Here is a 22,105-nt window from a genome sequence, read left to right as displayed (position 1 = left end):
TGGGACATTAGTGTCAGGAGAAAGCCTATGAGTAAAAAACGTATTTTGGTAACCGGCGCCAGTCGTGGTATTGGCAAGGCGTGCGCATTAAAACTGGGTGCCGATGGTTTTGATGTGTGTGTGCACTATCGCTCTGGAAAAACAGAAGCAGAAGCGGTGGTTGCACAGATCATTGCCAACGGCGGCAGCGCCAGTTTGATTCAGTTTGATGTGTGCGAGCGAGAAAAAGTCAGTGAAACCTTGTTGGCTGATATTGAAGCCAAGGGCGCATTTTATGGCGTGGTGTGTAATGCGGGCATAGCTGCGGATAACGCTTTTCCTGCGCTCACGGGCGAGCAATGGGACTCTGTGATTCACACCAATTTGGATGCGTTTTACAACGTGTTGTATCCACTGGTTATGCCGATGATTCGCCTGCGCTCGGGTGGCCGTATTGTCACCCTCTCGTCAGTGTCGGGTGTGATCGGCAACCGCGGCCAAACCAATTACAGTGCCGCCAAAGCGGGCATCATCGGCGCAACCAAAGCCTTGGCAATTGAATTGGCCAAACGCAATATCACCGTTAATTGCGTAGCACCCGGTGTGATTGAAACCGATATGATCGAAGGCATTTATCACGACGAAGCCATGAAATTAATTCCCATGCAGCGCTTCGGTAAAGTGGATGACATAGCCGCTACCGTGAGTTTTTTGGTGTCGGATGCGGCGGGCTATATTACCCGGCAGGTAATTAGTGTGAACGGCGGAATGTGCTAAGAGCGCCTGCGGTTAATTATTCAAAGATTGTGCAACCAGCCAACGCCCTCTAATAAATGAGTGACACTGCTGTCGTAACGCCGTCGATAACATTCAATGTTGATGGAGTGTGCAGTGAACCCTTTTTCTTTCTTGCGATGGCTATTATGTTTTTCCTGTGCGGGTTTAGTGGCCTGTGCCAGTCATGAGCCCAAGCCGCCCAAAACGACTGATTATTTTGTAACGGTCATTCAGGCAGATGGCACCAAGCAGTTTGGTTATAGTTTGGTGATGCAGATGCCTGAACGCGGTCAGCGGCGTGGCGGCGGGCCAGGTGGTCCCGGCGGGCGTAAAGGGCCTCCACCAGGTGGTCCAGGCGGACCTGGCATGGGTGATGGCCCCAGGGCTGAAAAAGGCAATCCAATGGCTGAAGAACTGCAGCGCCTGACCACAGAAGGTCTGCTCGCAACATTAGAAGACACAGGTTTTTGTCGTAATGGTTATACACCTTTGGATAAACAGGTGCGACGCAATGCTATAAGTATTCAAGGCCAATGTCAGGAAAAAGCCACTGATGTTGATCGCGAAAAATTTCCCAACCCTGAACCTAAAAAAGTGGTTGAAGAACGTTTGGATTAAGCATGCGTTGCCAGCTCCTGATACTGATCCCAATACAGGAGCTGGTACGGTTTATACCCGCTTAAAAATCAGTGACGTATTGACTCCGCCAAACGCAAAATTATTGCTCATAAAATACTGCGCGCGTAATTCGCGCACTTCATTGCGAATGTAATCCAAGTGGCCACAGTTTTCGTCCACCTCATCCAAATTTAAATTGGGTGAGAACCAGTTTTCATTCATCATTTCTATGCCCAGCCAGGCTTCCAGCGAACCGCATGCGCCGAGGCTGTGGCCGATGTAACTTTTCAAACTGCTGAAGGGAATGTTGCTGCCCATCACTTCCTGGGTAGCGAGCGATTCCGCAATATCGCCGTGCAGTGTTGCAGTTCCGTGGCCGGAAATGTAATCAATTTGTTCCGGGTTTAATTGCGCATCGAGCAAGCTTTTTTGCATCACCTTTGCCATGGTTGCCTGGTTTGGGCGCACCAGGTGGTTGCCATCGCAATTGGTGGCAAAGCCAATCACTTCTGCAAGAATTCTGGCACCGCGCGCAACGGCGTGTTCCCAATCTTCCAAAATCAAGGTGCAGGCGCCTTCGCCCAACACCAAGCCATCGCGCTGCGGATCAAAGGCGCGTGGCGACAATTCCGGCGTGGTATTTTTTAAACTGGCGGAGTAAACCGTATCGAAGACAGCGGCCTGCGTTGGGCAAAGTTCTTCGGCGCCGCCGGCGATCATAATCGTTTGCTGGCCGCTGCGAATGGCCTCATAGGCAAAGCCGATACCTTGACTGCCAGCAGTGCAGGCGCTGCTGGTTGTGTACATGCGCCCGCAAGTGCCGAAGAGCACGCTGATATTGACGGCGGCCGAATGGCTCATCATGCGCAAATAGGTGGTGCCATTTAATTTCGCCATGGATTTGTGTTCGAGCAGCCCAAAAAATTCCATCGCGGCATCACTGCTGCCGGTGGCGGAACCATAGGCGACGCCCGTGGCGTCGCTGCTGATAATCGGGGCCTTAAATAATCCGGCGTGAATTAATGCCTGTTCGGTGGCGGCAACTGCCATTTGCGCCACGCGTCCCATGCCGCGCTTTTTTTTCATGGTGTAATGCGCGGGCAACACAAAATCATCCACAGGTGATGCAAGGCGCGTTTGCAATTCCGGGTATTGATCCCACTCGTGCATATAGCGCACGCGATTTTTCAATTGCAGCAGATTTTCGCGAATCGATTTCCACTCGTGACCCAGTGCGGAAATAGCACCGGCGCCGGTAATTGCGACACGTCTTGTCACGCGCTTGCTCCTGTAATTGATGCTTCCACTGATTGTTGATGCTCGTCTGAAGGATTTATCAGCGGTTTGCGAAAGACGGATAATTTTGCCGATGCACAGAGGCGTTGATCGCGCAGATTGATAATCTCGCATTGAAAATTGGCGAGACTATCGCCCACTACGGCCACTTCAGTGCAGCGCACTTGCAGTAAGTCACCCGCGCAAAAATAGGGGACTCGCGCTTCGTATTTGCGCGTGCCCAACAGCAACCCCAAGTGAGGCGCGACAGTGCCTTGTTGCAATTGGTAACCGGCAATCAATGCGGCAGTTTGCCCCATGTATTCCACACCAATCCAACTGGGTACACCTTTGCCTGGCATAAAAAATGATGATTGCTCGTTGATATCAATTTCAGCGCAGGAAAAATTCTGGCCCAACTCAATAACGCGATTGAGTAACAGCATGGGTTCGCGGTGGGGAATTAAATCGTAAATGCGTGAATCAATCATTTGCGGTAGCCCCGGATTTTTCTGTTGCCCGTGATTCGGCGGCCGATTGGCTGCTGGCCCAGTAGGGATAAAAATTAAACCACTGCAGTGGCGCGCGGGCAGCTTGCTGCTCCAGCGCTTGTGCATATTGTTGTGCGTAGGCTTGCAGTTGCACGCCGCCATCGTTGCGTGGCAGTTTTACCTGGGGTGCAAAGGGCACCAATTCGAAATAAATTTTGTTGTCATTGCGATAGGAAAACATGAGTTGCACTTCGCACTGTAATACTTTGGCGAGCATATAGGGGCCAATCGGCAGCTGCGCCGGTCGGCCTAAAAAATCCACCGTCACTGTGCGCGCTTCTCCGCTGAGAGGAATGCGATCGCCGGCGATAAAGAGCCACTCGCCATTATCAATTTTGGCTTTGAGTTGCAAAATAAGGGGAATGTCTAATTCATTCACTTGATAAATATGAATGCGCGAGGCTGGATTAATTTTCTGCATCGCCGCGACAAAATTTGCCGAGTGTTGATCGTACACCAGCGCATTAATGGTTTTGGCTTTGTAGCGTTGAACAAAGCCGCGGCAGTATTCCAGGTTGCCCAAGTGGGAGCCGATAATTAATTGGCCTTGTGTTTTGGCCATAAAGTCAGAGAGCAGTGGCTCGTTGGCGATTTCAAAATCCTGTTCATGGATGGGAATACTCCAGGCGAGGAGCTTATCCAGAATACATTGGCCGAAGGAATACATATGGCGAAATACATCGCTGTAGTTCGGTGTTTTGCCCTGCCAATAATTCGGATACTGGCGCGCGTGGGTTTGCAAAAACTCCAGCGACGCATTGCGTGCGCGGCGATTGAGTAGAAAAAAATACGCCATGATGGGGTAGAGCAGCACATTAAAAAAACCGCGTCCAAACAGGCGTTGCAGCCAGAGCAAAAACAAAATGCCGCGAATAGTGCCTGACTCTTGCAGGGTGGACCAGTGTGCGTGTTTTTCCGTGCGTGCGTCGGTCATTATTGGCCTCGCAATCGCTGCCATAACAACATGGGCAGACGTACCAGCATACCCAGCATCAAGCGGCTGTGTAATTTAATCAGCAGCAGATTGTCGCGCAGGTAATTGAAGTGCGACACATTGTGTTCCGGGTAAATCACCCTGGTGTTGATAAAGACCAAATGAATATTCAACCACACGGCTTTTACCAGCAGCTCGGTATCAACATCCATGCGGTTGCCAATGAAATAGCGATCGAGCAGATTTTCGATTTGTGCCAATGGATAAACGCGAAAGCCACACAGGCCATCTTTGATGCGCAGCGACAGGGTTTCCAGTGCAACCCAAAAGTCTGTCACTTTGCGCCCGTAAACCCGCGCCTTGGGCGCTGATGCATCAAACACCGGTTTGCCGCAAATAATCGCTTCGGGCTGCGCTTGGGATTGCTGCACAAAACCGGCAATGTCGGCAATGTCGTGCTGACCGTCCGCATCGATTTGGATGGCGTGGGTAAAACCCAAACTGCGCGCAAAATAAAATCCCGCTTTGAGTGCGCTGCCTTTACCGCGATTGCGTTGCAATGCAAAAAAATGGGCGTTGGCATGTTGTGCTACAGCGGCAGCTACCTGCACACGGCTTTGCTCAATGCTGCCATCATCCACTATCACCAGTGGCAAACCGGTTGCAATCAGCTGCGGTAAAAAGGCCAGGAATTGGCGCTCGTGGTTGTAGTGGGGAATTAATAAACAATAACTCATAAGTCGCTACTGGCTGCTGGGGGGTTAAAAACGAGTTTGCCTTCGGAAAACAGGGTGTCATCCCGACTGTAGCGAAACTTTACTGCCGTTGTTGTACCGGTGGAATAATCCAGCGTTAATTGCAGGGATTGCCCGGGTAAAATGACCTGCTGGAATTTTAAATTGTCGATGCGAATACACTCATCGCCAGTGGCAAACAGGTATTTGGCGAGTTCCCCAGCCCAGTGGGTTTGCACTACACCGGCAACGACCGGTTGCTGGGGAAAATGCCCTTCCAGCCAATGCATATCAGAACCGATGAACAAATCGATAACGCACTGCTGTTCACGACAGTGGAGAGCATCAATGCGTGGCCAGTGTGTAGATGAAAATTGGTTGCGCAGCTGCGCGAGACGCTCTGAACTATTCATTTGTTGTTATCGATAGGTATTTCTGTGTGTATGTGTGTAGAAGGGCGCCATGATACTCCAGCGCTTGGGCTAACCCAATCGTTAAGCGTCAAGCCGGTTCGCGGTATTTGCGGATGTAGTAGCGGCGATAGCTGTATTCCAGGGCAAAAAACAGCCCAAAAAACACATAGGACAATAATCCACAATAGAGCGCCCAGCTTTTCAGGCTGGCAAAAAGGGCGAGGTAGAGGGCAATCGCTGCATTGCCAAGCAGCAACAGCGCCCACAGGCCGGTCAGCACACGGGTATAGCCTTTGGCGCGCGGGGTGATGGTCTCCCCTCCTAGTCGGGCCAGACGTTCGATCAGACTTTCAGGGGCGCGCAGGCTCAAGGCAAATAGCAGGGCGATGCACAGGCTCATCATCACCGGGTAAAGCTTGAGCAGCAGGCTATTGTTGGCGATTAACAGTGCCAGACTGTAGGCGAGGGCAACCAGAAGCAGTGCGGTTTCCGTGTGCTGCTGTGCTTGCCCCTGGCGGCGCGTCGCGATGAATTTGGCTACCGCCAACACCGCCAGTACCAGCGCAAAGAGTGCGGGGCTAATGTGTTGTATGCCCAGATACACCAACAGCGGGTAGGCGATGGAAACAAGCACCAATATCAGGGTGATCAGGGGTTTCATGGGAGTGGATTGTCCTTATGGGCACTGAGCGCAGCAGTATAGGCCGGACGCTGGAATAAAAAACCCTGCCGCAGCAGGGTTTTTATCATCCATCGGCTAGCGCGTAATGGTCTGGTAGTCGTCCATATCCCTGTGAGGCATAGGCGTCCAGTTATCTGCCGGTAATGCGGGTATGGGGGCCGGGCTTGGCAGTGATGCATGTTCAACGGCGAGCAGTTGATTCATGTGCGTCAATACCGGATCTTCACTGGTTTCATTCGGGGTTAAAAAGATTTTGCGCTCACGGGCGCCGCGCCCCCAATCCAGGCTGCTCGAGTAGCGCACCAGTGGTGCCGAGAGAACCAGCCCGGTTAACACCGGTAGCAACCACCAGAAGAAAATCGGGGCGTAGGTATAGGTGACATAACCCCATAGCAGGGCGGCAAAGGTCATCTTTGAGGTGCGCGCAATACACTCACCCCAGGGCAGCAGGCGGCCTTCGCGTTCTTGCGAATCCCAATTCACTTTAAAACCGAGCAGCACCGAGATCACGAAGTAGGCGTGGTAAACCATCATGATCGGCGCAATCAGTACGGCGAACAGGGTTTCCAGAAAAGTACTTTTAAGAATCGCCCAGGTTCCACCAAATTGTTTGCGGCGATGGGTCAGCGTAACAATGACGCCGAGCAATTTGGGACCCATCAGCAACACGGTGGTGAGTACAATCAGCGCAATGATCAGCTCGGTTTTGGCGATAGGCCAGTTGGGGTACAACTGGTGTGCCTCGGTGAAGTAAACGTTGGCGTTAATCGCGCGCACTACAGCATCAGCGGTGCTCAGTACCAGCATCAGCATCCAGATCAGCGAGGTGATATAGGCCACTGCGCCCAGTAAAAAGTGCAGGCGGCTAATAGGGTGCAGGTCTTTGGTGTCGAGGATGCCCAGGTGTTGGATATTGCCCTGCACCCAGCGGCGATCGCGCTTGGCGTAATCGATGATATTACAGGGTACTTCTTCGTAGCTGCCTTCCAGATCGGCCAGCAGGAATACATCCCACTGGGCGCGGCGCAGCATGGCGGCCTCGACAAAATCGTGGCTGAGGATATCGCCACCAAACGGCGCTTTACCTGCCAGGGTGGGCAGGCCGCAGTGATCGATAAAGGCGCGCATGCGGATGATGGCATTGTGGCCCCAATAGTTGGCGGCATCGGTCTGCCAGAAGGCGAGGCCAGTGGCGAGCATGGGGCTATAGAGCACAGCGGCATACTGCACGAAGCGGCCAAAAAAGGTGGTTTGGCGCACGGGAATCGGAATGGTTTGGATCAGGCCGCAGCGCGGATTGGCTTGCATAGCGCGCACCATTTTCAACAGGCAGTCGCCCGCCATGACGCTGTCGGCATCCAGCACAATCATGTGCTCATAGTTGGCGCCCCAACGCTGGCAAAACTCGGCGAGGTTACCAACTTTGCGACCAATATTTTTTTCGCGGCGACGGTAAAAGGCCTGTTTGCCCAGGTCGCCCAATCGCTCCTGCAGCAACTGCCAGGCATCGCGTTCCGCCTGGGCAATGGTCAGGTTGGTGGTATCGCTCAGCAAAAAGAAATCGAAATTAGCGATTTCACCGGTGTTTTCCAGCGAGCGCAAGGTCGCTTCAAAACCAGCAATGACACGATGTGTGTCCTCGTTATACACCGGCATCACCACCGCCGTGCGGGTTGTGATGGGGGCGTTGTCCGGCGCCAGTCCCTTGGTGGATTTCAAACTGAGCGGGTCAATGCGCAGCATCTGCAACACAAAGCCAAACACACCACTCCAGAAGGCGAGACTGAGCCAACTGAAGCTGATGCCAAACAGCACCAGAATAATGGCTTCAAGGGTATTGAGTTGATTGGCGCTGAGAATATCAAACATGATGTAAACACCGCTGACTGCGGTCAGCAGGCTCAATATCACATAGATATAGCGGCGCAATGATTTACCCGGGATGCGAATCGCATCCGCGGGCAGTTGTGAGAGGTCAGCGGGTGAGCGCGGGTTTTCGGTCATATTAGATGGCATCCGGGTACCAGACATAGCTCCAGACTTCACTCAGGCGCTGGTCGCGCAATTTCAGGTAAAGGCGCATATCGGCCACGTTGTTACCCTCCGGTTCCAGCTTGAACGAGGCGCGCCAGGTTCTGCCATCCGGCAGTTGGCGAACACTCAGTTCACTAATCGTACCAGATGATTTTTGCAGCTCGGCAACCAGTGGTGAATCGGTTGACAGGTTATCCAGTTCGCCGCCGCGGAAATCGATCACAAACTTGCGTTTGCTCAGTGGCGGAGGATTGGCTTGGCCAGGGTTTGCGCCCCAGCCGATGCGGGTGCGAATTACCTTGGCCCCAACATTTTCCGGCAGGTAGTCATCAAAACTGCGCAGGCGATATTTATACGTCGCACTGGAGCCTGCCTTCATGGATTTGGCGGGCACCCAGTAGGCAACGACGTTGTCATTGGTTTCGCTGTCGCTGGGAATTTCCACCAATTCGGCACGGCCTTTGCCCCAGTCACCTTCGGGCATCACCCACATGCTGGGGCGTTTTTCGTAGCGTGCTTCCATATCCATGTAGTGATCGAAATCGCGGTCGCGTTGCAGTAAGCCAAAGCCGCGCGGGTTTTCATCCATCAAGGAAGAAACGCGCAGTTGGCGATGGTTGCTGATGGGGCGCCAGATCCACTCGCCGTTAGATGCGGCCATTAACAGGCCGTCGGAATCGTGTACTTCCGGGCGGAAATCATCGACAAAGCGGGTGTGGTTTTCGCCCCACATATACATGCTGGTGAGCGGGGCTATGCCCACTTTTTGGATATCCTTGCGAGCAAACAGGCGCGCTTCCACCGCCATTTCGGTTGGTGCGCCGGGCATGATTTCAAAGCGATAGGCGCCGGTGATAGACGGGCTATCCAGCAGGGCGTAAATCACCAGATGGGTATCGTTGGGGCCGGGTTTGATCAGCCAGAATTCACGGAATACCGGAAACTCCTCGCCTTTGGGTTCGGCGGTATCAATCGCCAGACCGCGCGCGGATAAGCCATAGGCCAAACCTGGGCCCACCATGCGGAAGTAGGAGGCACCCTGGAACACCACAAACTCATCTTTGTAGTCGTTGCTATTTAGCGGGTAGTGAATGCGGAAGCCGGCAAAGCCGATATTGTCTGGCGCTACGCCAGCCAGTGGTGCGGCCGGGCCATCGTAATTAAAGAATTCCTGCTTGAATTGCACGTAGGATTCGGGCGTGTCATTCGCCATGTGCAGCACGATGGGTTCACGGTACAGAAAGCCGGGGTGAAACAGCTGCAATTCAAACAGCGACTCCTTGTGCCAAATGGCAGCCTCCGGGCGGAAGCGAATGGAACGGTACTGGTCGTAATCCATATTGGCCAGCGCAGCGGGAATATTGGTTTCAATGGGCGCGTAGTCGCGCTTGGCCAGTTTTCTGGCGCGCTCGGCGATGGCATCAAAGAGTGCGGGAGCGGCAATATCGCTTGCTGCCGCAGGGGCTACTGTGGGCGCAGGGGCATTTTGTTGCGCCGCTACCCAGCCGCTGAGTCCTAATCCCAGTGTACAGCTGACCACCAACCCGAACAGACGCGCACGCGCGTTTGGCCCGGCGCCGGTTTTTTTGTCGTTACACATGATGCTCATCCAGTTTACTCCGCATTGGATTTTTGAGATTAATCGTAGAAAAGTTTATCCGCCCTGTCTTGATGCCGGGGGTCGGGTATTGAAAAAAAGGGGAATAATGCATCGCCATTGATCAATGACACGAGAGGTTATTAAGCGCGGCGCATTGTAAACCATCTGCTCGTAAAAATAGTGGCTTTCGCGCGCGGCTCGAGGCTTTTTTTGCTGGGATGATTAATGGCATACGCATTTTCCGTTGTGTGAGCGACTGTTTCAAAAAAACCTATTATTCCCAAATAGTCTTTGCGCTTGGTTTGGCTTCAACTTAACTCATTAATAGCAGTATAAAAGGAGGTAAGTGATGCCAGATTCAAGCGGACACCCTGCACAGCACCAGCCTAAACTATTGCCGGTGGTGCGGCGGGTAATTCAACAGTTGGATGCACTTTTCATCGACTGCGCCGGTACCTCAGAGGCTCCCTGGTTGGCCGACACCTACCGTTATTGGCTCGCTGGCGGCAGGACTGGTCCATCCGGTCTGCGCCACTATGTGCAGGCGCTGGGCGCGCAGTTGAGTACCCCGGAACCGCGCGCCACATTTATGCAACAGGCTGAGCGCGTATTGATCCATTTGCAATCGGGTTATGCCAACTGAGCGCCAGAACTTTTGTGTGCAAACCCGTCTATCTATTTGCAAGGGTAGCAGGTTCTTTGTGGTTAGGTGCTACACTCCAAAGCACGACTCTTTTTTTGTGTTGGTGCGACGAGTGAAATGCCGAATATAAGACGCTACATGCGCGAAAATCCCATTGCCGCACGGCTGCTGGGGCTCATCATTATCAGCAGCTCAATCATCACCCTGGTTGCGGTTTTGCTGCAGCTGCATAGCAACTTTAACGACGACATTGCTGCGTTGGAAAAGCGCATTGATCAGGTGCGCATCAGCACCCTTGCCAGTATCACCAAAAGCCTTTGGGGGTTTGATCAGGAGCAGCTCAACATCCAGATTCACAGCGTATTGGCGGTTGATGATGTGGTGCAAGTGCGCGTGGTATGGCACGACTGGAATAATGCCGAACAAACACTGGTGGCCAGTAATAATGTCTATGACCCCAAAGAACTGGAAACAAAACGCAGCCAATTTCTGGTGCGCAGTTATCCGCTGATTTATGAAGATGCCAGTACCCCGCAACAACAGTTGGGCATACTGACCGTAACGGCCAGCCTCAACAGTATTTATGACAAGTTATGGCAGCGCGCTTTTTTTATCGCCCTGGTGCAAGGCACCAAAACCCTGGTGATCGCTCTTTTTATTGTCTGGTTGGTGCATACCTTGCTCACCCGCCATATGAAAACCATCGCCAATTATGCGCGCAATTTGAACCTGGAAACCCTCACCAAACCGCTCAAGCTCAAACGCTTGAAAGTAAACTCTGCACCGGATGAGCTGGATAATGTTGTCAGTGCAATTAACCACATGCGCGAGACCTTGCTCGATGATATCGAACAGCGCCATGCGATTGAGATTGCCCTCCTGACAGAAAAAGAAGAGAAGCTGGAAACCCGCCGCCAAAAAAATGCAGCGGAAGATGCCAGCCGCGCCAAGAGTCAATTCCTTGCCACCATGAGCCATGAAATTCGCACGCCAATGAATGGCGTGATTGGCATGTTGGAAATGCTGCGCGACACACCGCTCGATGAAAATCAAAAACATTACATCGATGTTATTCACCGCTCCGGCGAAACGCTACTCACCATCATTAACGACATCCTCGACTACTCCAAAATTGAAGCGGGCAAAATGGCGTTGGAAGAAACGACCTTTGAACTCGACGAACTGGTGGAAAACTGTATCCAACTGTTTGGTGCGACGGCGAATAAACGCCAGATCGAACTGTTTGGTGGCTTATTGCCCGGCGTACCGCGCTGGTTGCGTGGCGATCCCACTCGCCTGCGCCAAATTATCATCAACCTGTTGGGTAATGCGTTTAAGTTCACCAGCGAAGGGTTTATCTCGCTACAAGTCAGTGCGGTGCAGAATCTGGCAAACGAAGAAGTTGAATTGCGTTTTGCTGTGCAAGACAGTGGCATTGGTATTGATATGTCCAACGCAGGCAACCTGTTTGATTCGTTCAACCAGGCCGATGCCTCCACCACCCGCAAGTACGGTGGCACTGGCTTAGGGCTGGCTATTTGCAAAAGCCTGGCGGAATTAATGGGCGGCAAGATTGGTGTCGACAGCGAAAAGGGGCTCGGCTCCACCTTCTGGTTTACTGCCAGATTCGCGCAAGAATCAGTGTGCGATTTGACCGATGTGCGCCCGGAAAAACGCGAGCAGTTATTACAGGGTAAAAAACTCCTGCTGGTGGAAAGTGGTGTCATGCTCTCGGATTTTATTGTCCGTTGCTGTCGCGACTGGGGGTTGAATGTAGAAGCCGCGCGCTCTGCCAAAACGGCGCTATCCCAGCTTAAACACGCCATGCACTCCGGTGAGCCATTTGACTTTGTGGGTGCCGACTATTTATTACCGGATGCCAATGGCCTGGAATTGGCCCAATGGCTGCGCGATACCGCCGAGTTTCGCGACTTGCCTCTTTTTATGTTCAGCGCGGGCGATGTCTATCACGACCAGTTGCAGCTGCGGCGCTTGGCGATTCATTCCATCGTGCGCAAACCTATCTCCCTCAAATTGTTGCAGCGCGAGTTGATTGCTTTGTCCGGCCATGAAACAGCGCCTGAATTGCCGAGTGAACGCAAGCAGCAAGATCTGGCCAAGTTTTCACATCTGCGGGTGTTAGTGGCTGAAGACAATCCGGTGAATCGCATGGTTATTAAAGGCCTTCTGGGTAAACTGAATATAGTGCCGGTTTTTGCTGAAAATGGCGCTGAGGCCTGCGATGCGGCGCAGCAGCCCCGCAACCGTTTTGACCTGATTCTCATGGATTGCGAAATGCCGGAGATGGATGGCTTTGAAGCCACCCGCAGTATTCGCGACTACGAACGGCGCGAAGCTTTGGCGCCAATCCCGATTATTGCCCTGACTGCGCACGCCCTGCAGGAGCACCGCGAAGCCGTGTTTGCCAGTGGCATGAACTACTATTTATCCAAGCCAGTGACCTTCGATACCCTCTATGCCGCCTTTGATGCAACGGGGCTGTTGGTGCCGCCCACATAGAGCCCTCCTATAGCGATGATTGGTTTTTTCTCCTTGCCTGGGGTCGGGTCAATCCTTATGATGGCGATCATTCATTGGGTTCGCCCATCACCCGCTAACCGACAGGTTTGGAGTTATTTATGAGTAGTGATGCAATCGTTCATGTTAGTGATGCCAGCTTCGAGCAAGACGTGTTAACCGCCGATTTGCCCGTGTTGGTAGACTTTTGGGCAGCCTGGTGTGGTCCTTGCAAAATGATCGCCCCCATCCTTGATGATTTGGCTGAACAGTTTGAAGGCAAGATCAAAATCGCCAAAATGGACGTGGATGCCAACAAGGATACCCCTGCTAAATTTGGTATTCGCGGTATTCCTACCCTGATTATTTTCAAAAACGGCGCAGCGCATGCCACTAAAGTGGGCGCATTGAGCAAGCCGCAATTGGTCGAATTTATTAATTCTTCCCTTTAATTGCTCCGGGCCATCGCAAGATGGCCCAATTTGTTTTTGCACTTACGGATTTTTATCGCTATACTCCGAACATCCAATGTTTGTTCCTCCCCCGAATCACCTTCCCGATTCTAAAAACCAGACGAACAAACTCTAAATTCCCTGCTGTTGTTCTTGCCCCGGTATCTGATACGCGAATAAATCAACCGACCAGTTCTCCACTAACAACAACTGAATGGGCTTTAGCGTGCTCATCATGGAAACGAGACTGGCCAACTAACTATCCGCAGGATCCATCATCAGATTTCCTTGTCAGATAAACAGCGTAACTATGTTCGATTTTCTAAAAACAGTATCGCATTGCGATCACCTGCAATAACTCACATCCATCCATAAAGTCTTTCCTATGAATCTAACCGACCTTAAAAAGAAACCGATTGAAGAATTAATTGATATCGCCCATGAAATGGGATTGGAAAATATCGCCCGCTCGCGCAAACAGGACATTATCTTCAATATCCTCAAGCGCCACGCCAAAGGCGGAGAGGATATTTACGGTGATGGTGTTTTGGAAATTTTGGTGGATGGATTCGGATTTTTACGCTCAGCCGACAGTTCGTATTTAGCAGGTCCCGACGATATTTATGTTTCACCCAGCCAGATTCGCCGCTTTAACCTGCGCACTGGTGACACCATCTCCGGCAAGATTCGCCCCCCCAAAGAAGGTGAACGCTATTTTGCCCTGTTGAAAGTTAACGATATTAACTTCGACAAACCAGAAAATTCCCGCAATAAAATTCTGTTTGAAAACCTCACGCCGCTGTTCCCCAATATTCGTTTGCCGCTTGAAGCGGGCAATGGCTCTACCGAAGACCTCACCGGTCGTATCATCGATTTGATTGCTCCTATTGGTAAAGGTCAGCGCGGTTTGATCGTCGCACCTCCCAAGGCGGGTAAAACCATCATGATGCAAAATATTGCGCAGGCGATTACGCGCAATAATCCCGAATGTCATTTGATTGTATTGTTGATTGACGAGCGTCCGGAAGAAGTAACGGAAATGCAGCGCTCGGTGCGCGGCGAAGTGGTTGCCTCTACCTTTGATGAACCGCCCGCGCGTCACGTACAAGTGGCCGACATGGTGATCGAAAAAGCCAAGCGTTTGGTTGAGCACAAAAAAGACGTAGTGATTTTGCTCGACTCTATTACTCGTTTGGCCCGCGCGTACAACACCGTTATTCCTTCATCCGGCAAAGTATTGACCGGTGGTGTGGATGCGCATGCACTTGAGCGGCCCAAGCGTTTCTTTGGTGCGGCACGTAATATCGAAGAAGGTGGCAGTTTGAGTATTATCGCCACCGCACTGGTAGATACTGGTTCCAAAATGGACGAAGTTATTTACGAAGAATTTAAAGGTACGGGCAATCTGGAATTACACCTTGATCGCAAAATTGCTGAGAAGCGTATTTACCCTGCGATCAATGTGCGCCGCTCCGGTACTCGCCGCGAAGATTTACTGATGAAAGAAGATGAGTTGCAGCGCGCCTGGATTCTGCGTCGTTTGTTGAACGATATGGAAGACGTTGCCGCAACAGAATTTTTACTCGACAAGCTGAAAGATTTCAAAACCAACGACGAATTCTTTATGTCGATGAAGCGCAAGTAATACTTCAAAAAATATTGTAAACGTGTAGCCCGTATGGAGCGCAGCGTGATGCGGGAATCTAAACCCGTATTTACTGCACTTTATACGGGTTTTTCTTTTTTACAGTACCGTCTTTAACTTTGGCTTTACGACTCGGGTTGTTAAGAATATGAAATACAAAGACCTAAGGGATTTTATCGATTTGTTGGAGGCGCGCGGTTTATTAAAACGCATCAAGCAAGAAATCGACCCCAACCTTGAAATGACAGAAATTTGCGATCGCACCCTGCGTGCTGGTGGCCCTGCGCTGCTGTTTGAAAACCCCAAAGGCTATGACATTCCTGTGCTCGCCAATTTATTTGGCACTACCGAGCGCGTTGCCTTGGGTATGGGGCAGGAATCGGTAACGGCGCTGCGCGAAGTGGGCAAGTTACTCGCGTTTTTAAAAGAGCCGGAGCCACCCAAAGGGTTTAAGGATGCCTGGGATAAATTGCCGCTATTTAAGCAGGTGTTAAATCTGGCCCCGAAAGTGTTGAGCAAAGCCCAGTGTCAGGATGTGGTGTTGGAAGGCGATGCGGTTAATCTGGATCTGCTGCCAATTCAAACCTGCTGGCCGGGTGATGCGGGGCCGCTGGTGACCTGGCCCTTGGTCGTCACGCGCGGACCGCACAAAGAGCGGCAGAATCTCGGCATTTACCGCATGCAAAAAATTGGTAAAAACCGGTTGATCATGCGCTGGCTTTCCCATCGTGGTGGCGCTCTGGATTTTCGTGAATTCCAAATACAAAATCCTGGAAAAAATTACCCCGTTGCAGTTGCTCTCGGTGCTGATCCCGCAACCATTCTTGGCGCCGTCACACCGGTGCCGGATACTTTGTCTGAATACGGTTTTGCCGGTTTATTGCGCGGCGATAAAACCGAAGTGGTGAAATGTATCGGCAATGATTTACAAGTCCCTGCCTCTGCTGAATTTATTTTGGAAGGGTATATCGCTCCCAATGATGTGGCGCCCGAGGGGCCCTTTGGTGATCACACCGGTTACTACAATGAAGTCGATAATTTCCCGGTGTTCACGGTAGAGCGAATTACCCATCGCCGCGATCCGATTTATCACAGCACCTATACCGGACGTCCGCCGGATGAGCCTGCCATTCTCGGTGTTGCGCTCAACGAAGTGTTTGTGCCGATTTTGCAAAAACAATTTCCGGAGATTGTGGATTTTTATTTGCCGCCCGAAGGTTGCTCATATCGCATGGCTGTGGTGACTATGAAAAAACAATACCCCGGTCACGCCAAGCGGGTGATGATGGGTGTGTGGAGTTTTCTGCGGCAGTTTATGTACACCAAGTTTGTGATTGTCACTGACGATGATGTGAACGCGCGCGATTGGAACGATGTGATCTGGGCCATGACGACACGTATGGATCCGGCGCGGGACACGGTGATGATTGAAAATACGCCGATTGATTATCTCGATTTCGCCTCACCGGTTTCCGGTCTGGGTTCCAAAATCGGGTTTGATGCAACCAACAAATGGCCGGGCGAAACTACCCGCGAGTGGGGCACTCCGATTGTGATGGATCAGGCCGTGAAAGAGCGTATCGATAGCCTGTGGGATGAATTGGGCATAGATTTGCCAACCGCTTATTAATACCGGGAGTGGGCGATGAGTTTACAAGAAGAGTGTTTTATCGATTGCCCTTATTGCGGTGAGCCTATCAGTGTGTTGGTGGATTGTTCCTGCGAGCAGCAAACGTACGTAGAGGATTGTCAGGTGTGCTGCCAGCCCATGGTGCTGCATGTGACGGTTGATGAAGATGGCGTACCTGATGTGTACGCACAGCGCGAGGATGAGTAATCCCTGGCATCTTTTATTCGGGATCTTGGTTTTAATTGGCGTATGGGTTATAAAACTTTCGCTATGCTTACCAATAACCGACTCATTCAATTTAAAAAAGGGGATGTAACATGAGTATCATAAAAGAGTTTAAGGCCTTTGCGATTAAAGGCAATGTGGTGGATTTAGCCGTGGGTGTGATTATCGGTACTGCCTTTGGAAAAATTGTGTCGTCGTTGGTAGGTGATGTGGTGATGCCGCCGATTGGTTATTTGATTGGTGGTGTTAATTTTTCGGATCTGGCGTTCACCTTGCCCGCGCTTCTGGAAGGTCAGTCGCCGGTATTAGTGGCCTATGGCAAATTCCTGCAAACCCTGATTGATTTCACCATCATTTCGTTTGTTATTTTTATGGTGATCAAGGTGATTAATCGCTTGAAGAAAAAGGAAGAAGAGGAGCCTGCCGCTCCGCCTGCTCCGAGCAATGAAGAATTGTTGTTAACGGAAATCCGCGATTTATTAAAGCAGCAGCAACAAAAATAATCGCAACCATGGGTGTAAACCTGAGGTGAGATTACGAACAGGGCGATCATTGATCGCCCTGTTTTTTTCATGGTTGTTGATGGTGATCGGTGAGCGTAGCTGGCTAGATAATAGGATGGCCTCGATACATGCGTACCGGTTTTTCTGCAGCTGGTGCTGCGGGTGCAGCCGCTGTCTCGGTGGGAATTGGCTCACTGTGCACTGCCTGTGGTGATGGCGTTTCCGAGGGCTCAGGAGTGGCATCTTGTAGAACGGTTTGACCGCGATACACTTTGACAATCTGGCGGGGTATATCCGTTTTCACGGCTTCAGCCGCCGGTTCCAACAGCGCCGCCCACTCTGGGCCAGCCATAAAGAGCAGCTCTTTAATCAGGGCTTTGGTGATGGTGTCTTTGCTCTGGTGGTGATAATCCGCCAGTTCTTTGAGTACATCCGGATTGGCCATCTTAACGCTGGGTTTCATTGTTGCATCAACCCGGCGACGAATCTCGTATACCAAATCAACCATCGGCTTAGTGTATTGCATACTTTGCTCTCCCCGGTCCTGGATTAGACTCTATGGACTAGACGCTCTAGGCTGGATAGTTGAGCAAAATTCAGACCAACGCAGGAAAGCCTGTAAACAGGTACTTTTATTGCGATTGTTTATATTGATTGGTGTGTTTTGGTGCGTGCCGACTTTTTTGGTGCGCCCTTGTGCCGCTTAACTGTGCGAAGGCAGAAAGCGGCAGTTATTAGCGAATAAGGTGATCCATTTCACGGGAGGGTTGTGAACACTGCGTCTCTCCGATCACCTGGGCCGGCACTCCCGCTACTGTAGCGCGGGCGGGAACGTCTTTTAGCACCACACTTCCGGCGCCAATTTTGGCGCACTCGCCCACATTGATATTGCCCAGTATTTTGGCGCCAGCGCCAATCAGCACGCCTTTGCGCACTTTGGGGTGTCGGTCGCCCGCTTCTTTGCCCGTGCCGCCCAAGGTGACTGACTGCATGATGGACACCATATCTTCAATCACCGCAGTTTCACCAATGACTATACCGGTGGCGTGATCAAACATAATGCCCTTGCCGATACGCGCAGCGGGGTGGATGTCCACCGCAAACACGGCGGAAATACGATTCTGCAGAAACAGCGCCAGCGAGTTGCGCCCCTGATTCCACAGCCAGTGTGCGACGCGATAGGCCTGCAGGGCGTGGAAGCCTTTGAAGTAGAGCAGGGGTGTTACCAGTGAGCAGCAGGCCGAATCGCGTTCGCTCACCGCGAGCAGGTCGGCGCGTACGGCGTCGACTATGCCGCTGTCGTGGCTCATCGCATCTTCGATCACTTCACGGATCAGCATGGCGGGCAGGGCAGGGCTATCGAGTTTATTGGCGAGGTGAAAGCTGAGTGCGGCTTCCAGACTGTCATGGTTGAGGATTGTCGAGTAGAGGAAGCTGGCGAGCACCGGCTCGGCTTCGGCCTGCTTGCGGGTTTGGGTGCGAATGGATTCCCACAGGCTATCGATAACAATGGCGCCGGTCGCGGCGGTGATGTTGGCATTCATGGCCAGATCCTTACTCAGAACACAGTAGTAGGTAGGAAAAGTCGTAGGACTAGAGTAAAAAATAACAAAACAAGTATTGGTCGTTCATTATTGGGCGTTGCTGCTGAATTTCCAACAACAAAACATCAATAAATGACTAGCGGCGGCTCATTCATGGCTGCCAGCTGCTCGCGCAATTCCAGAATATGCTCGCCCCAGTAGCGCTCGCTGTTAAACCAGGGGAAGTGGCGGGGGAAGGCCGGATCGCTCCAGCGCCGCGCCAACCAAGCGCTGTAGTGCATGATACGCAGGCTGCGCAGGGCTTCGATCAGCGCCAGCTCGGCCAGATCAAAATCGCAAAACTCGCGGTAGCCTTCCAACACTTCTGCCAGTTGCAGGGTTTGCTGTTCGCGCTCGCCGGAGAGCAGCATCCATAAATCCTGAATCGCCGGGCCCATGCGTGCATCGTCAAAGTCGACGAAATGTGGCACGTCTTCGCGCCACAAAATATTGCCGGGGTGACAGTCGCCGTGCAGGCGGATAGGCGTGTAATCCACCCGCGCAACTATGGTTTCGCAGCGCGCCAGCAAATCGGCGCCCAGGGTGCGATAAGACTCGCGCAAACTCGCGGGGATAAAATCATTCGCCAGCAAAAAGTCATAGCTGTCGCGCCCAAAGGTTTGGATGTCCAGTGCCGGGCGATGCTGGAAGGGTTGTGCCTGCCCCAGTGCGTGGATACGCCCCAGTGTGCGGCCAAGGGAGAGCAGCGCATCAAAGTCATCCAGGTTGGGCGCATGACCGCCCTGCCGTGGGTAGAGTGCAAAACGAAAGCCCTGAAACTCGCGCAGGGTATTGCCTTCGTCATCGGCCAAGGGCGGCACAACGGAAATTTCCAGATCCTTCAGCGCAGCCGTAAACCCATGCTCCTCTAGAATCTGCGCATCGCTCCAGCGCTCAGGGCGATAAAACTTGGCGATCAGCGGACTCGCCCCCTCAATACCCACCTGATACACACGATTCTCGTAGCTGTTGAGCGCCAGAATGCGTGCATCGGTTAAATAACCGGTGCTGTCGATGGCATCCAGCACCATGTCAGGGGTGAGCAGTTCGTAAGGGTGTGCTTGGGTCATGGGGTGCGCTCGCAGGAATAAGCCGCGATTGTACGCTGCAGCGGTCAAGCGCGCTCGCCCAAGTGGCTTTTGTGCGCCGGATCGGTTTTATTTTGGCTAAATTTTGAAGGAAGCGCCTAAAAATGCTACAAGTAAAACTCTGCTGATCGCAAAACAGACGCTGTTTGATAAGACCACGAATAACGAGTCACAACCACAAACGGAACTCCTATGATCAAAATTGCCTTCTACAACCTCAAGGGGGGCGTGGGTAAAACCACGACCGCCGTCAACATGGCATACATGGCGGCGGCAGCGAAAAAAAATGTCATCCTCTGGGATTTGGATCCGCAAGCCGCCGCCAGTTGGTTTTGCCAGCAGGAACCGGGGTCTGGCAAAGCGATCAAGTTGTTTAATAAAGGCAAATCCATCGGCGAGATGGAGTTGTTCAGCCCTTATCCCAACCTGATGTTAATCCCCGCTGATTTGAGCTTGCGCAGTTTGGATAGCGAGTTTGATGAGCTGAGCAAAGACAAAAAATTCTTCAAGCAGTTGCTCAAGCCACTGAGTGAAAAAGCCGATGTGCTGATTTTTGATTGCCCGCCCACCCTCTCGCCCAGCGTTGAACAGCTATTGCAGGAAGTGGATATTTTATTGATCCCGATGATTCCCAGCCCGCTTTCCATTCGGGCGATGGAGCAAGTGGTGGAGTTTCTCGCCAGCAAAAAATCCGCCCCCAAACGCATTGTCGGTTTTTTTAATCAGGTAGATATGCGCCGCAACCTGCACCGCGAGGCCATAGACAACAGCAAAAAAATGCCGGTGCCCATGCTCAAAACCTGGATCCCCAACGACTCCGCCGTCGAGCAAATGGGGCTGCGACGCGCCCCACTTACCAGCTACAATCAGCGCAGCCGCGCGGCACTGGCCTATCTCGACCTGTGGAAAGAAATAGCGCGCCTGCTAAAAGCGGCGGCCAAAGAAAGTGAATGATCGCTCTGCGGTTAAAGTCTCACATCACACAAACGAGTTATCTGATGATCAAACGTTGTTCCCCATTGTGTCTGGCCGGCCTGTTATTTGTGTTGGCCGGCTGTGCAACCCACTCTGACTACCCAAGTTACCCAGCGCCCCAGCCGCAAGAGCCGGTTAAACCCGCGCCCGTAGTTGTCCAACCCCAACCCGGCGCAGTCACACCATTACCTACACCTGCTCCCGCGATGGTACTTAACCCCGCTGCCGTTAGCCTCGCCAAACAAGCGCGCGGCCAGTATCAAGCGCAAGACTACCAAGGCGCCATCGCCACTGCCGAACGCGGCTTGCGCATAGAGCGGCGCGCGGCAGATCTGTATTTGGTGCTCGCGCAAAGCTACGTGCAGTTGGGTTCCCCCGATAAAGCCAAAATGTTTGTGCAACAAGGCAAACGTTTCGCCACCCCCGGCTCAGACGCCGCCCAAGGTTTACTGCGTTTGGATTTGTTGCTGGGGAATTAATTGAACGCCCGCACTACCTACTAGCACCATATTTTGCGATAACCAGCAGAAAGCGGTTTTATAATTTGTACCATTAATGGTACGATGATCAAAAAAAGCACATGGATGAAGCCAATGCCCCCACAACCGCTAATTGCCCGATTCTTTAAAACCGATCTTGGGGCTGAACCTGTAAGGGAATGGCTAATCAGCAGCACAGTTGCTGACCGTAAAGCCATTGGCGATGACATTCGCACTGTTCAAATTGGTTGGCCAATCGGAATGCCATTGGTGCGCAAACTGGATGCCGATTTGTGGGAGGTTAGATCCCACGTAAAAGACGGAATAGCCAGAGTGATTTTTACAATGCACGGCAACATCATGATTTTATTGCACGGCTTCACTAAGAAATCACAAAAAACTTCCGCAGGCGATTTGGCAACTGCAAAAGCTCGCTTGAAACAACTTAGAGGTGACCTATGAAAAAGTCAGTCAACAAACACATTGGTAGCGACTTTGAGGATTTTCTTGCCGAAGAGGGATTATTGGATGATGCAAACGCTGTAGCGATTAAGCGTGTGCTCGCGTGGCAAATTCAAAATGAAATGAAGAATCAACACATCACCAAAACCAACATGGCAAAGCGTATGCAGACCAGTCGTTCATCATTGGATCGTCTGCTTGATGAGCATGACACCAGCCTTACATTGAGCACACTGACCAGTGCAGCTCAGGCGCTTGGGAAGAAAGTAAAAATTGAATTGGTGGAGGCGGTCTAAATGACTACCT

The 22,105-nt window shown here is 51.9% G+C and carries 24 protein-coding genes; 13 read left to right on the top strand and 11 right to left on the bottom strand.

Going from position 1 to position 22,105, the window contains the following annotated elements:
- Nucleotides 1–27: 27 nt before the first annotated feature.
- Both B0D95_RS12320 and B0D95_RS20580 read left to right on the top strand, forming a co-directional pair.
- Nucleotides 28–756: a 3-ketoacyl-ACP reductase FabG2 gene (locus B0D95_RS12320; RefSeq protein WP_078044162.1), complete on the top strand. Its 729-nt coding sequence runs from the start codon at nt 28–30 to the stop codon at nt 754–756.
- A gap of 114 nt (nt 757–870) precedes the next feature.
- The gene (locus tag B0D95_RS20580) at nt 871–1,374 is read left to right on the top strand and encodes a hypothetical protein (RefSeq protein ID WP_078044161.1); all 504 of its coding nucleotides are present in this window, start codon (nt 871–873) and stop codon (nt 1,372–1,374) included.
- A 51-nt stretch (nt 1,375–1,425) separates the two neighbouring features.
- Here B0D95_RS20580 and B0D95_RS12310 read toward each other — a convergent pair whose 3' ends face one another.
- From B0D95_RS12310 to B0D95_RS12275, 8 genes are all read right to left on the bottom strand, one after another.
- The gene (locus tag B0D95_RS12310; RefSeq protein ID WP_149867906.1) at nt 1,426–2,652 is read right to left on the bottom strand and encodes a beta-ketoacyl-ACP synthase; all 1,227 of its coding nucleotides are present in this window, start codon (nt 2,650–2,652) and stop codon (nt 1,426–1,428) included.
- Nucleotides 2,649–3,140, bottom strand: coding sequence for a hypothetical protein (locus B0D95_RS12305; protein WP_078044160.1), 492 nt, complete (start codon nt 3,138–3,140; stop codon nt 2,649–2,651). The genes B0D95_RS12310 and B0D95_RS12305 overlap by 4 nt, the downstream gene beginning before the upstream one ends.
- Nucleotides 3,133–4,134, bottom strand: a complete 1,002-nt coding sequence (locus tag B0D95_RS12300) for a hypothetical protein (RefSeq protein WP_168172447.1) — start codon at nt 4,132–4,134, stop codon at nt 3,133–3,135. The genes B0D95_RS12305 and B0D95_RS12300 overlap by 8 nt, the downstream gene beginning before the upstream one ends.
- A complete protein-coding gene (locus B0D95_RS12295; RefSeq protein WP_078044158.1) occupies nt 4,134–4,871 on the bottom strand; it encodes a glycosyltransferase family 2 protein in 738 nt (245 codons plus the stop codon). The genes B0D95_RS12300 and B0D95_RS12295 overlap by 1 nt, the downstream gene beginning before the upstream one ends.
- Entirely contained in the window at nt 4,868–5,281 is a 414-nt protein-coding gene (locus B0D95_RS12290) for a hypothetical protein (RefSeq protein ID WP_078044157.1), read from the bottom strand. The genes B0D95_RS12295 and B0D95_RS12290 overlap by 4 nt, the downstream gene beginning before the upstream one ends.
- Nucleotides 5,282–5,369: 88 nt before the next feature.
- Complete coding sequence (locus B0D95_RS12285) at nt 5,370–5,942, bottom strand: hypothetical protein (protein WP_078044156.1); 573 nt, start codon at nt 5,940–5,942, stop codon at nt 5,370–5,372.
- A 96-nt stretch (nt 5,943–6,038) separates the two neighbouring features.
- Entirely contained in the window at nt 6,039–7,967 is a 1,929-nt protein-coding gene (gene mdoH, locus B0D95_RS12280; RefSeq protein ID WP_078044155.1) for a glucans biosynthesis glucosyltransferase MdoH, read from the bottom strand.
- Nucleotide 7,968: 1 nt separating this feature from the next.
- Nucleotides 7,969–9,597 carry a glucan biosynthesis protein gene (locus B0D95_RS12275; protein ID WP_246841596.1) on the bottom strand — a complete coding sequence of 543 codons (1,629 nt, stop codon included), beginning with the start codon at nt 9,595–9,597 and terminating at the stop codon, nt 7,969–7,971.
- Between the two features lie 349 nt (nt 9,598–9,946).
- On the opposite strand from B0D95_RS12275, the gene B0D95_RS12270 reads away from it, so the two are divergent.
- The 7 genes from B0D95_RS12270 to mscL all read left to right on the top strand — a co-directional run bounded on the left by B0D95_RS12270 (nt 9,947) and on the right by mscL (nt 17,212).
- Entirely contained in the window at nt 9,947–10,240 is a 294-nt protein-coding gene (locus B0D95_RS12270; RefSeq protein ID WP_078044153.1) for a hypothetical protein, read from the top strand.
- A gap of 117 nt (nt 10,241–10,357) precedes the next feature.
- Nucleotides 10,358–12,760: a response regulator gene (locus B0D95_RS12265; protein ID WP_246841595.1), complete on the top strand. Its 2,403-nt coding sequence runs from the start codon at nt 10,358–10,360 to the stop codon at nt 12,758–12,760.
- Between the two features lie 119 nt (nt 12,761–12,879).
- Entirely contained in the window at nt 12,880–13,209 is a 330-nt protein-coding gene (trxA, locus tag B0D95_RS12260) for a thioredoxin TrxA (protein WP_078044151.1), read from the top strand.
- Between the two features lie 385 nt (nt 13,210–13,594).
- The gene (gene rho / locus B0D95_RS12255; protein ID WP_007638212.1) at nt 13,595–14,854 is read left to right on the top strand and encodes a transcription termination factor Rho; all 1,260 of its coding nucleotides are present in this window, start codon (nt 13,595–13,597) and stop codon (nt 14,852–14,854) included.
- A 148-nt stretch (nt 14,855–15,002) separates the two neighbouring features.
- Nucleotides 15,003–16,484, top strand: coding sequence for a 4-hydroxy-3-polyprenylbenzoate decarboxylase (gene ubiD, locus B0D95_RS12250; RefSeq protein WP_078044150.1), 1,482 nt, complete (start codon nt 15,003–15,005; stop codon nt 16,482–16,484).
- Nucleotides 16,485–16,499: 15 nt separating this feature from the next.
- Nucleotides 16,500–16,691: a CPXCG motif-containing cysteine-rich protein gene (locus B0D95_RS12245; protein ID WP_078044149.1), complete on the top strand. Its 192-nt coding sequence runs from the start codon at nt 16,500–16,502 to the stop codon at nt 16,689–16,691.
- A gap of 110 nt (nt 16,692–16,801) precedes the next feature.
- Nucleotides 16,802–17,212 carry a large-conductance mechanosensitive channel protein MscL gene (gene mscL, locus B0D95_RS12240; protein ID WP_078044148.1) on the top strand — a complete coding sequence of 137 codons (411 nt, stop codon included), beginning with the start codon at nt 16,802–16,804 and terminating at the stop codon, nt 17,210–17,212.
- Nucleotides 17,213–17,315: 103 nt separating this feature from the next.
- On the opposite strand, the gene B0D95_RS12235 is transcribed toward mscL, so the two are convergent.
- The 3 genes from B0D95_RS12235 to B0D95_RS12225 form a co-directional block, all read right to left on the bottom strand.
- Nucleotides 17,316–17,738 carry a hypothetical protein gene (locus B0D95_RS12235; protein ID WP_078044147.1) on the bottom strand — a complete coding sequence of 141 codons (423 nt, stop codon included), beginning with the start codon at nt 17,736–17,738 and terminating at the stop codon, nt 17,316–17,318.
- Between the two features lie 208 nt (nt 17,739–17,946).
- On the bottom strand, nt 17,947–18,756 hold the full coding sequence (gene cysE / locus B0D95_RS12230) for a serine O-acetyltransferase (protein ID WP_078044146.1): 810 nt from the start codon (nt 18,754–18,756) through the stop codon (nt 17,947–17,949).
- 125 nt (nt 18,757–18,881) lie between these two features.
- A complete protein-coding gene (locus tag B0D95_RS12225) occupies nt 18,882–19,865 on the bottom strand; it encodes a serine/threonine protein kinase (RefSeq protein WP_078044145.1) in 984 nt (327 codons plus the stop codon).
- A gap of 210 nt (nt 19,866–20,075) precedes the next feature.
- On the opposite strand from B0D95_RS12225, the gene B0D95_RS12220 reads away from it, so the two are divergent.
- The 4 genes from B0D95_RS12220 to B0D95_RS12205 all read left to right on the top strand — a co-directional run bounded on the left by B0D95_RS12220 (nt 20,076) and on the right by B0D95_RS12205 (nt 22,095).
- Nucleotides 20,076–20,837, top strand: coding sequence for a ParA family protein (locus tag B0D95_RS12220; RefSeq protein WP_078044144.1), 762 nt, complete (start codon nt 20,076–20,078; stop codon nt 20,835–20,837).
- Nucleotides 20,838–20,881: 44 nt separating this feature from the next.
- Nucleotides 20,882–21,337: a tetratricopeptide repeat protein gene (locus B0D95_RS12215; RefSeq protein ID WP_078045747.1), complete on the top strand. Its 456-nt coding sequence runs from the start codon at nt 20,882–20,884 to the stop codon at nt 21,335–21,337.
- A gap of 114 nt (nt 21,338–21,451) precedes the next feature.
- Nucleotides 21,452–21,799, top strand: a complete 348-nt coding sequence (locus B0D95_RS12210) for a type II toxin-antitoxin system RelE/ParE family toxin (protein ID WP_078044143.1) — start codon at nt 21,452–21,454, stop codon at nt 21,797–21,799.
- Nucleotides 21,796–22,095 (top strand): XRE family transcriptional regulator, encoded by a 300-nt coding sequence (locus B0D95_RS12205; RefSeq protein WP_078044142.1) that lies wholly within the window; start codon nt 21,796–21,798, stop codon nt 22,093–22,095. Before B0D95_RS12210 ends, B0D95_RS12205 begins: the two co-directional genes overlap by 4 nt.
- Nucleotides 22,096–22,105: the final 10 nt, after the last annotated feature.

The sequence above is a fragment of the Cellvibrio sp. PSBB023 genome (genome assembly GCF_002007605.1).
Classification (GTDB): Bacteria; Pseudomonadota; Gammaproteobacteria; order Pseudomonadales; family Cellvibrionaceae; genus Cellvibrio.
Note: the sequence above shows the minus strand (reverse complement) of the source record. Positions and strands in the feature narration are given on the sequence as shown.

Bases quoted from the DNA above. Each gene is read 5' to 3' on its own strand.
- B0D95_RS12320 (WP_078044162.1), top strand. From the start codon at position 28: ATGAGTAAAAAACGTATTTTGGTAACCGGCGCCAGTCGTGGTATTGGC.
- ubiD (WP_078044150.1), top strand. From the start codon at position 15,003: ATGAAATACAAAGACCTAAGGGATTTTATCGATTTGTTGGAGGCGCGC.
- mscL (WP_078044148.1), top strand. From the start codon at position 16,802: ATGAGTATCATAAAAGAGTTTAAGGCCTTTGCGATTAAAGGCAATGTG.
- B0D95_RS12215 (WP_078045747.1), top strand. From the start codon at position 20,882: ATGATCAAACGTTGTTCCCCATTGTGTCTGGCCGGCCTGTTATTTGTG.
- B0D95_RS12285 (WP_078044156.1), bottom strand. From the start codon at position 5,942: ATGAAACCCCTGATCACCCTGATATTGGTGCTTGTTTCCATCGCCTAC.
- mdoH (WP_078044155.1), bottom strand. From the start codon at position 7,967: ATGACCGAAAACCCGCGCTCACCCGCTGACCTCTCACAACTGCCCGCG.
- B0D95_RS12235 (WP_078044147.1), bottom strand. From the start codon at position 17,738: ATGCAATACACTAAGCCGATGGTTGATTTGGTATACGAGATTCGTCGC.
- B0D95_RS12290 (WP_078044157.1), bottom strand. From the start codon at position 5,281: ATGAATAGTTCAGAGCGTCTCGCGCAGCTGCGCAACCAATTTTCATCT.
- B0D95_RS12300 (WP_168172447.1), bottom strand. From the start codon at position 4,134: ATGACCGACGCACGCACGGAAAAACACGCACACTGGTCCACCCTGCAA.
- B0D95_RS12210 (WP_078044143.1), top strand. From the start codon at position 21,452: ATGCCCCCACAACCGCTAATTGCCCGATTCTTTAAAACCGATCTTGGG.
- B0D95_RS12270 (WP_078044153.1), top strand. From the start codon at position 9,947: ATGCCAGATTCAAGCGGACACCCTGCACAGCACCAGCCTAAACTATTG.
- cysE (WP_078044146.1), bottom strand. From the start codon at position 18,756: ATGAATGCCAACATCACCGCCGCGACCGGCGCCATTGTTATCGATAGC.
- B0D95_RS12265 (WP_246841595.1), top strand. From the start codon at position 10,358: ATGCCGAATATAAGACGCTACATGCGCGAAAATCCCATTGCCGCACGG.
- trxA (WP_078044151.1), top strand. From the start codon at position 12,880: ATGAGTAGTGATGCAATCGTTCATGTTAGTGATGCCAGCTTCGAGCAA.
- B0D95_RS12245 (WP_078044149.1), top strand. From the start codon at position 16,500: ATGAGTTTACAAGAAGAGTGTTTTATCGATTGCCCTTATTGCGGTGAG.
- B0D95_RS12275 (WP_246841596.1), bottom strand. From the start codon at position 9,597: ATGTGTAACGACAAAAAAACCGGCGCCGGGCCAAACGCGCGTGCGCGT.
- B0D95_RS12295 (WP_078044158.1), bottom strand. From the start codon at position 4,871: ATGAGTTATTGTTTATTAATTCCCCACTACAACCACGAGCGCCAATTC.
- B0D95_RS12225 (WP_078044145.1), bottom strand. From the start codon at position 19,865: ATGACCCAAGCACACCCTTACGAACTGCTCACCCCTGACATGGTGCTG.
- B0D95_RS12220 (WP_078044144.1), top strand. From the start codon at position 20,076: ATGATCAAAATTGCCTTCTACAACCTCAAGGGGGGCGTGGGTAAAACC.
- rho (WP_007638212.1), top strand. From the start codon at position 13,595: ATGAATCTAACCGACCTTAAAAAGAAACCGATTGAAGAATTAATTGAT.
- B0D95_RS12205 (WP_078044142.1), top strand. From the start codon at position 21,796: ATGAAAAAGTCAGTCAACAAACACATTGGTAGCGACTTTGAGGATTTT.
- B0D95_RS12305 (WP_078044160.1), bottom strand. From the start codon at position 3,140: ATGATTGATTCACGCATTTACGATTTAATTCCCCACCGCGAACCCATG.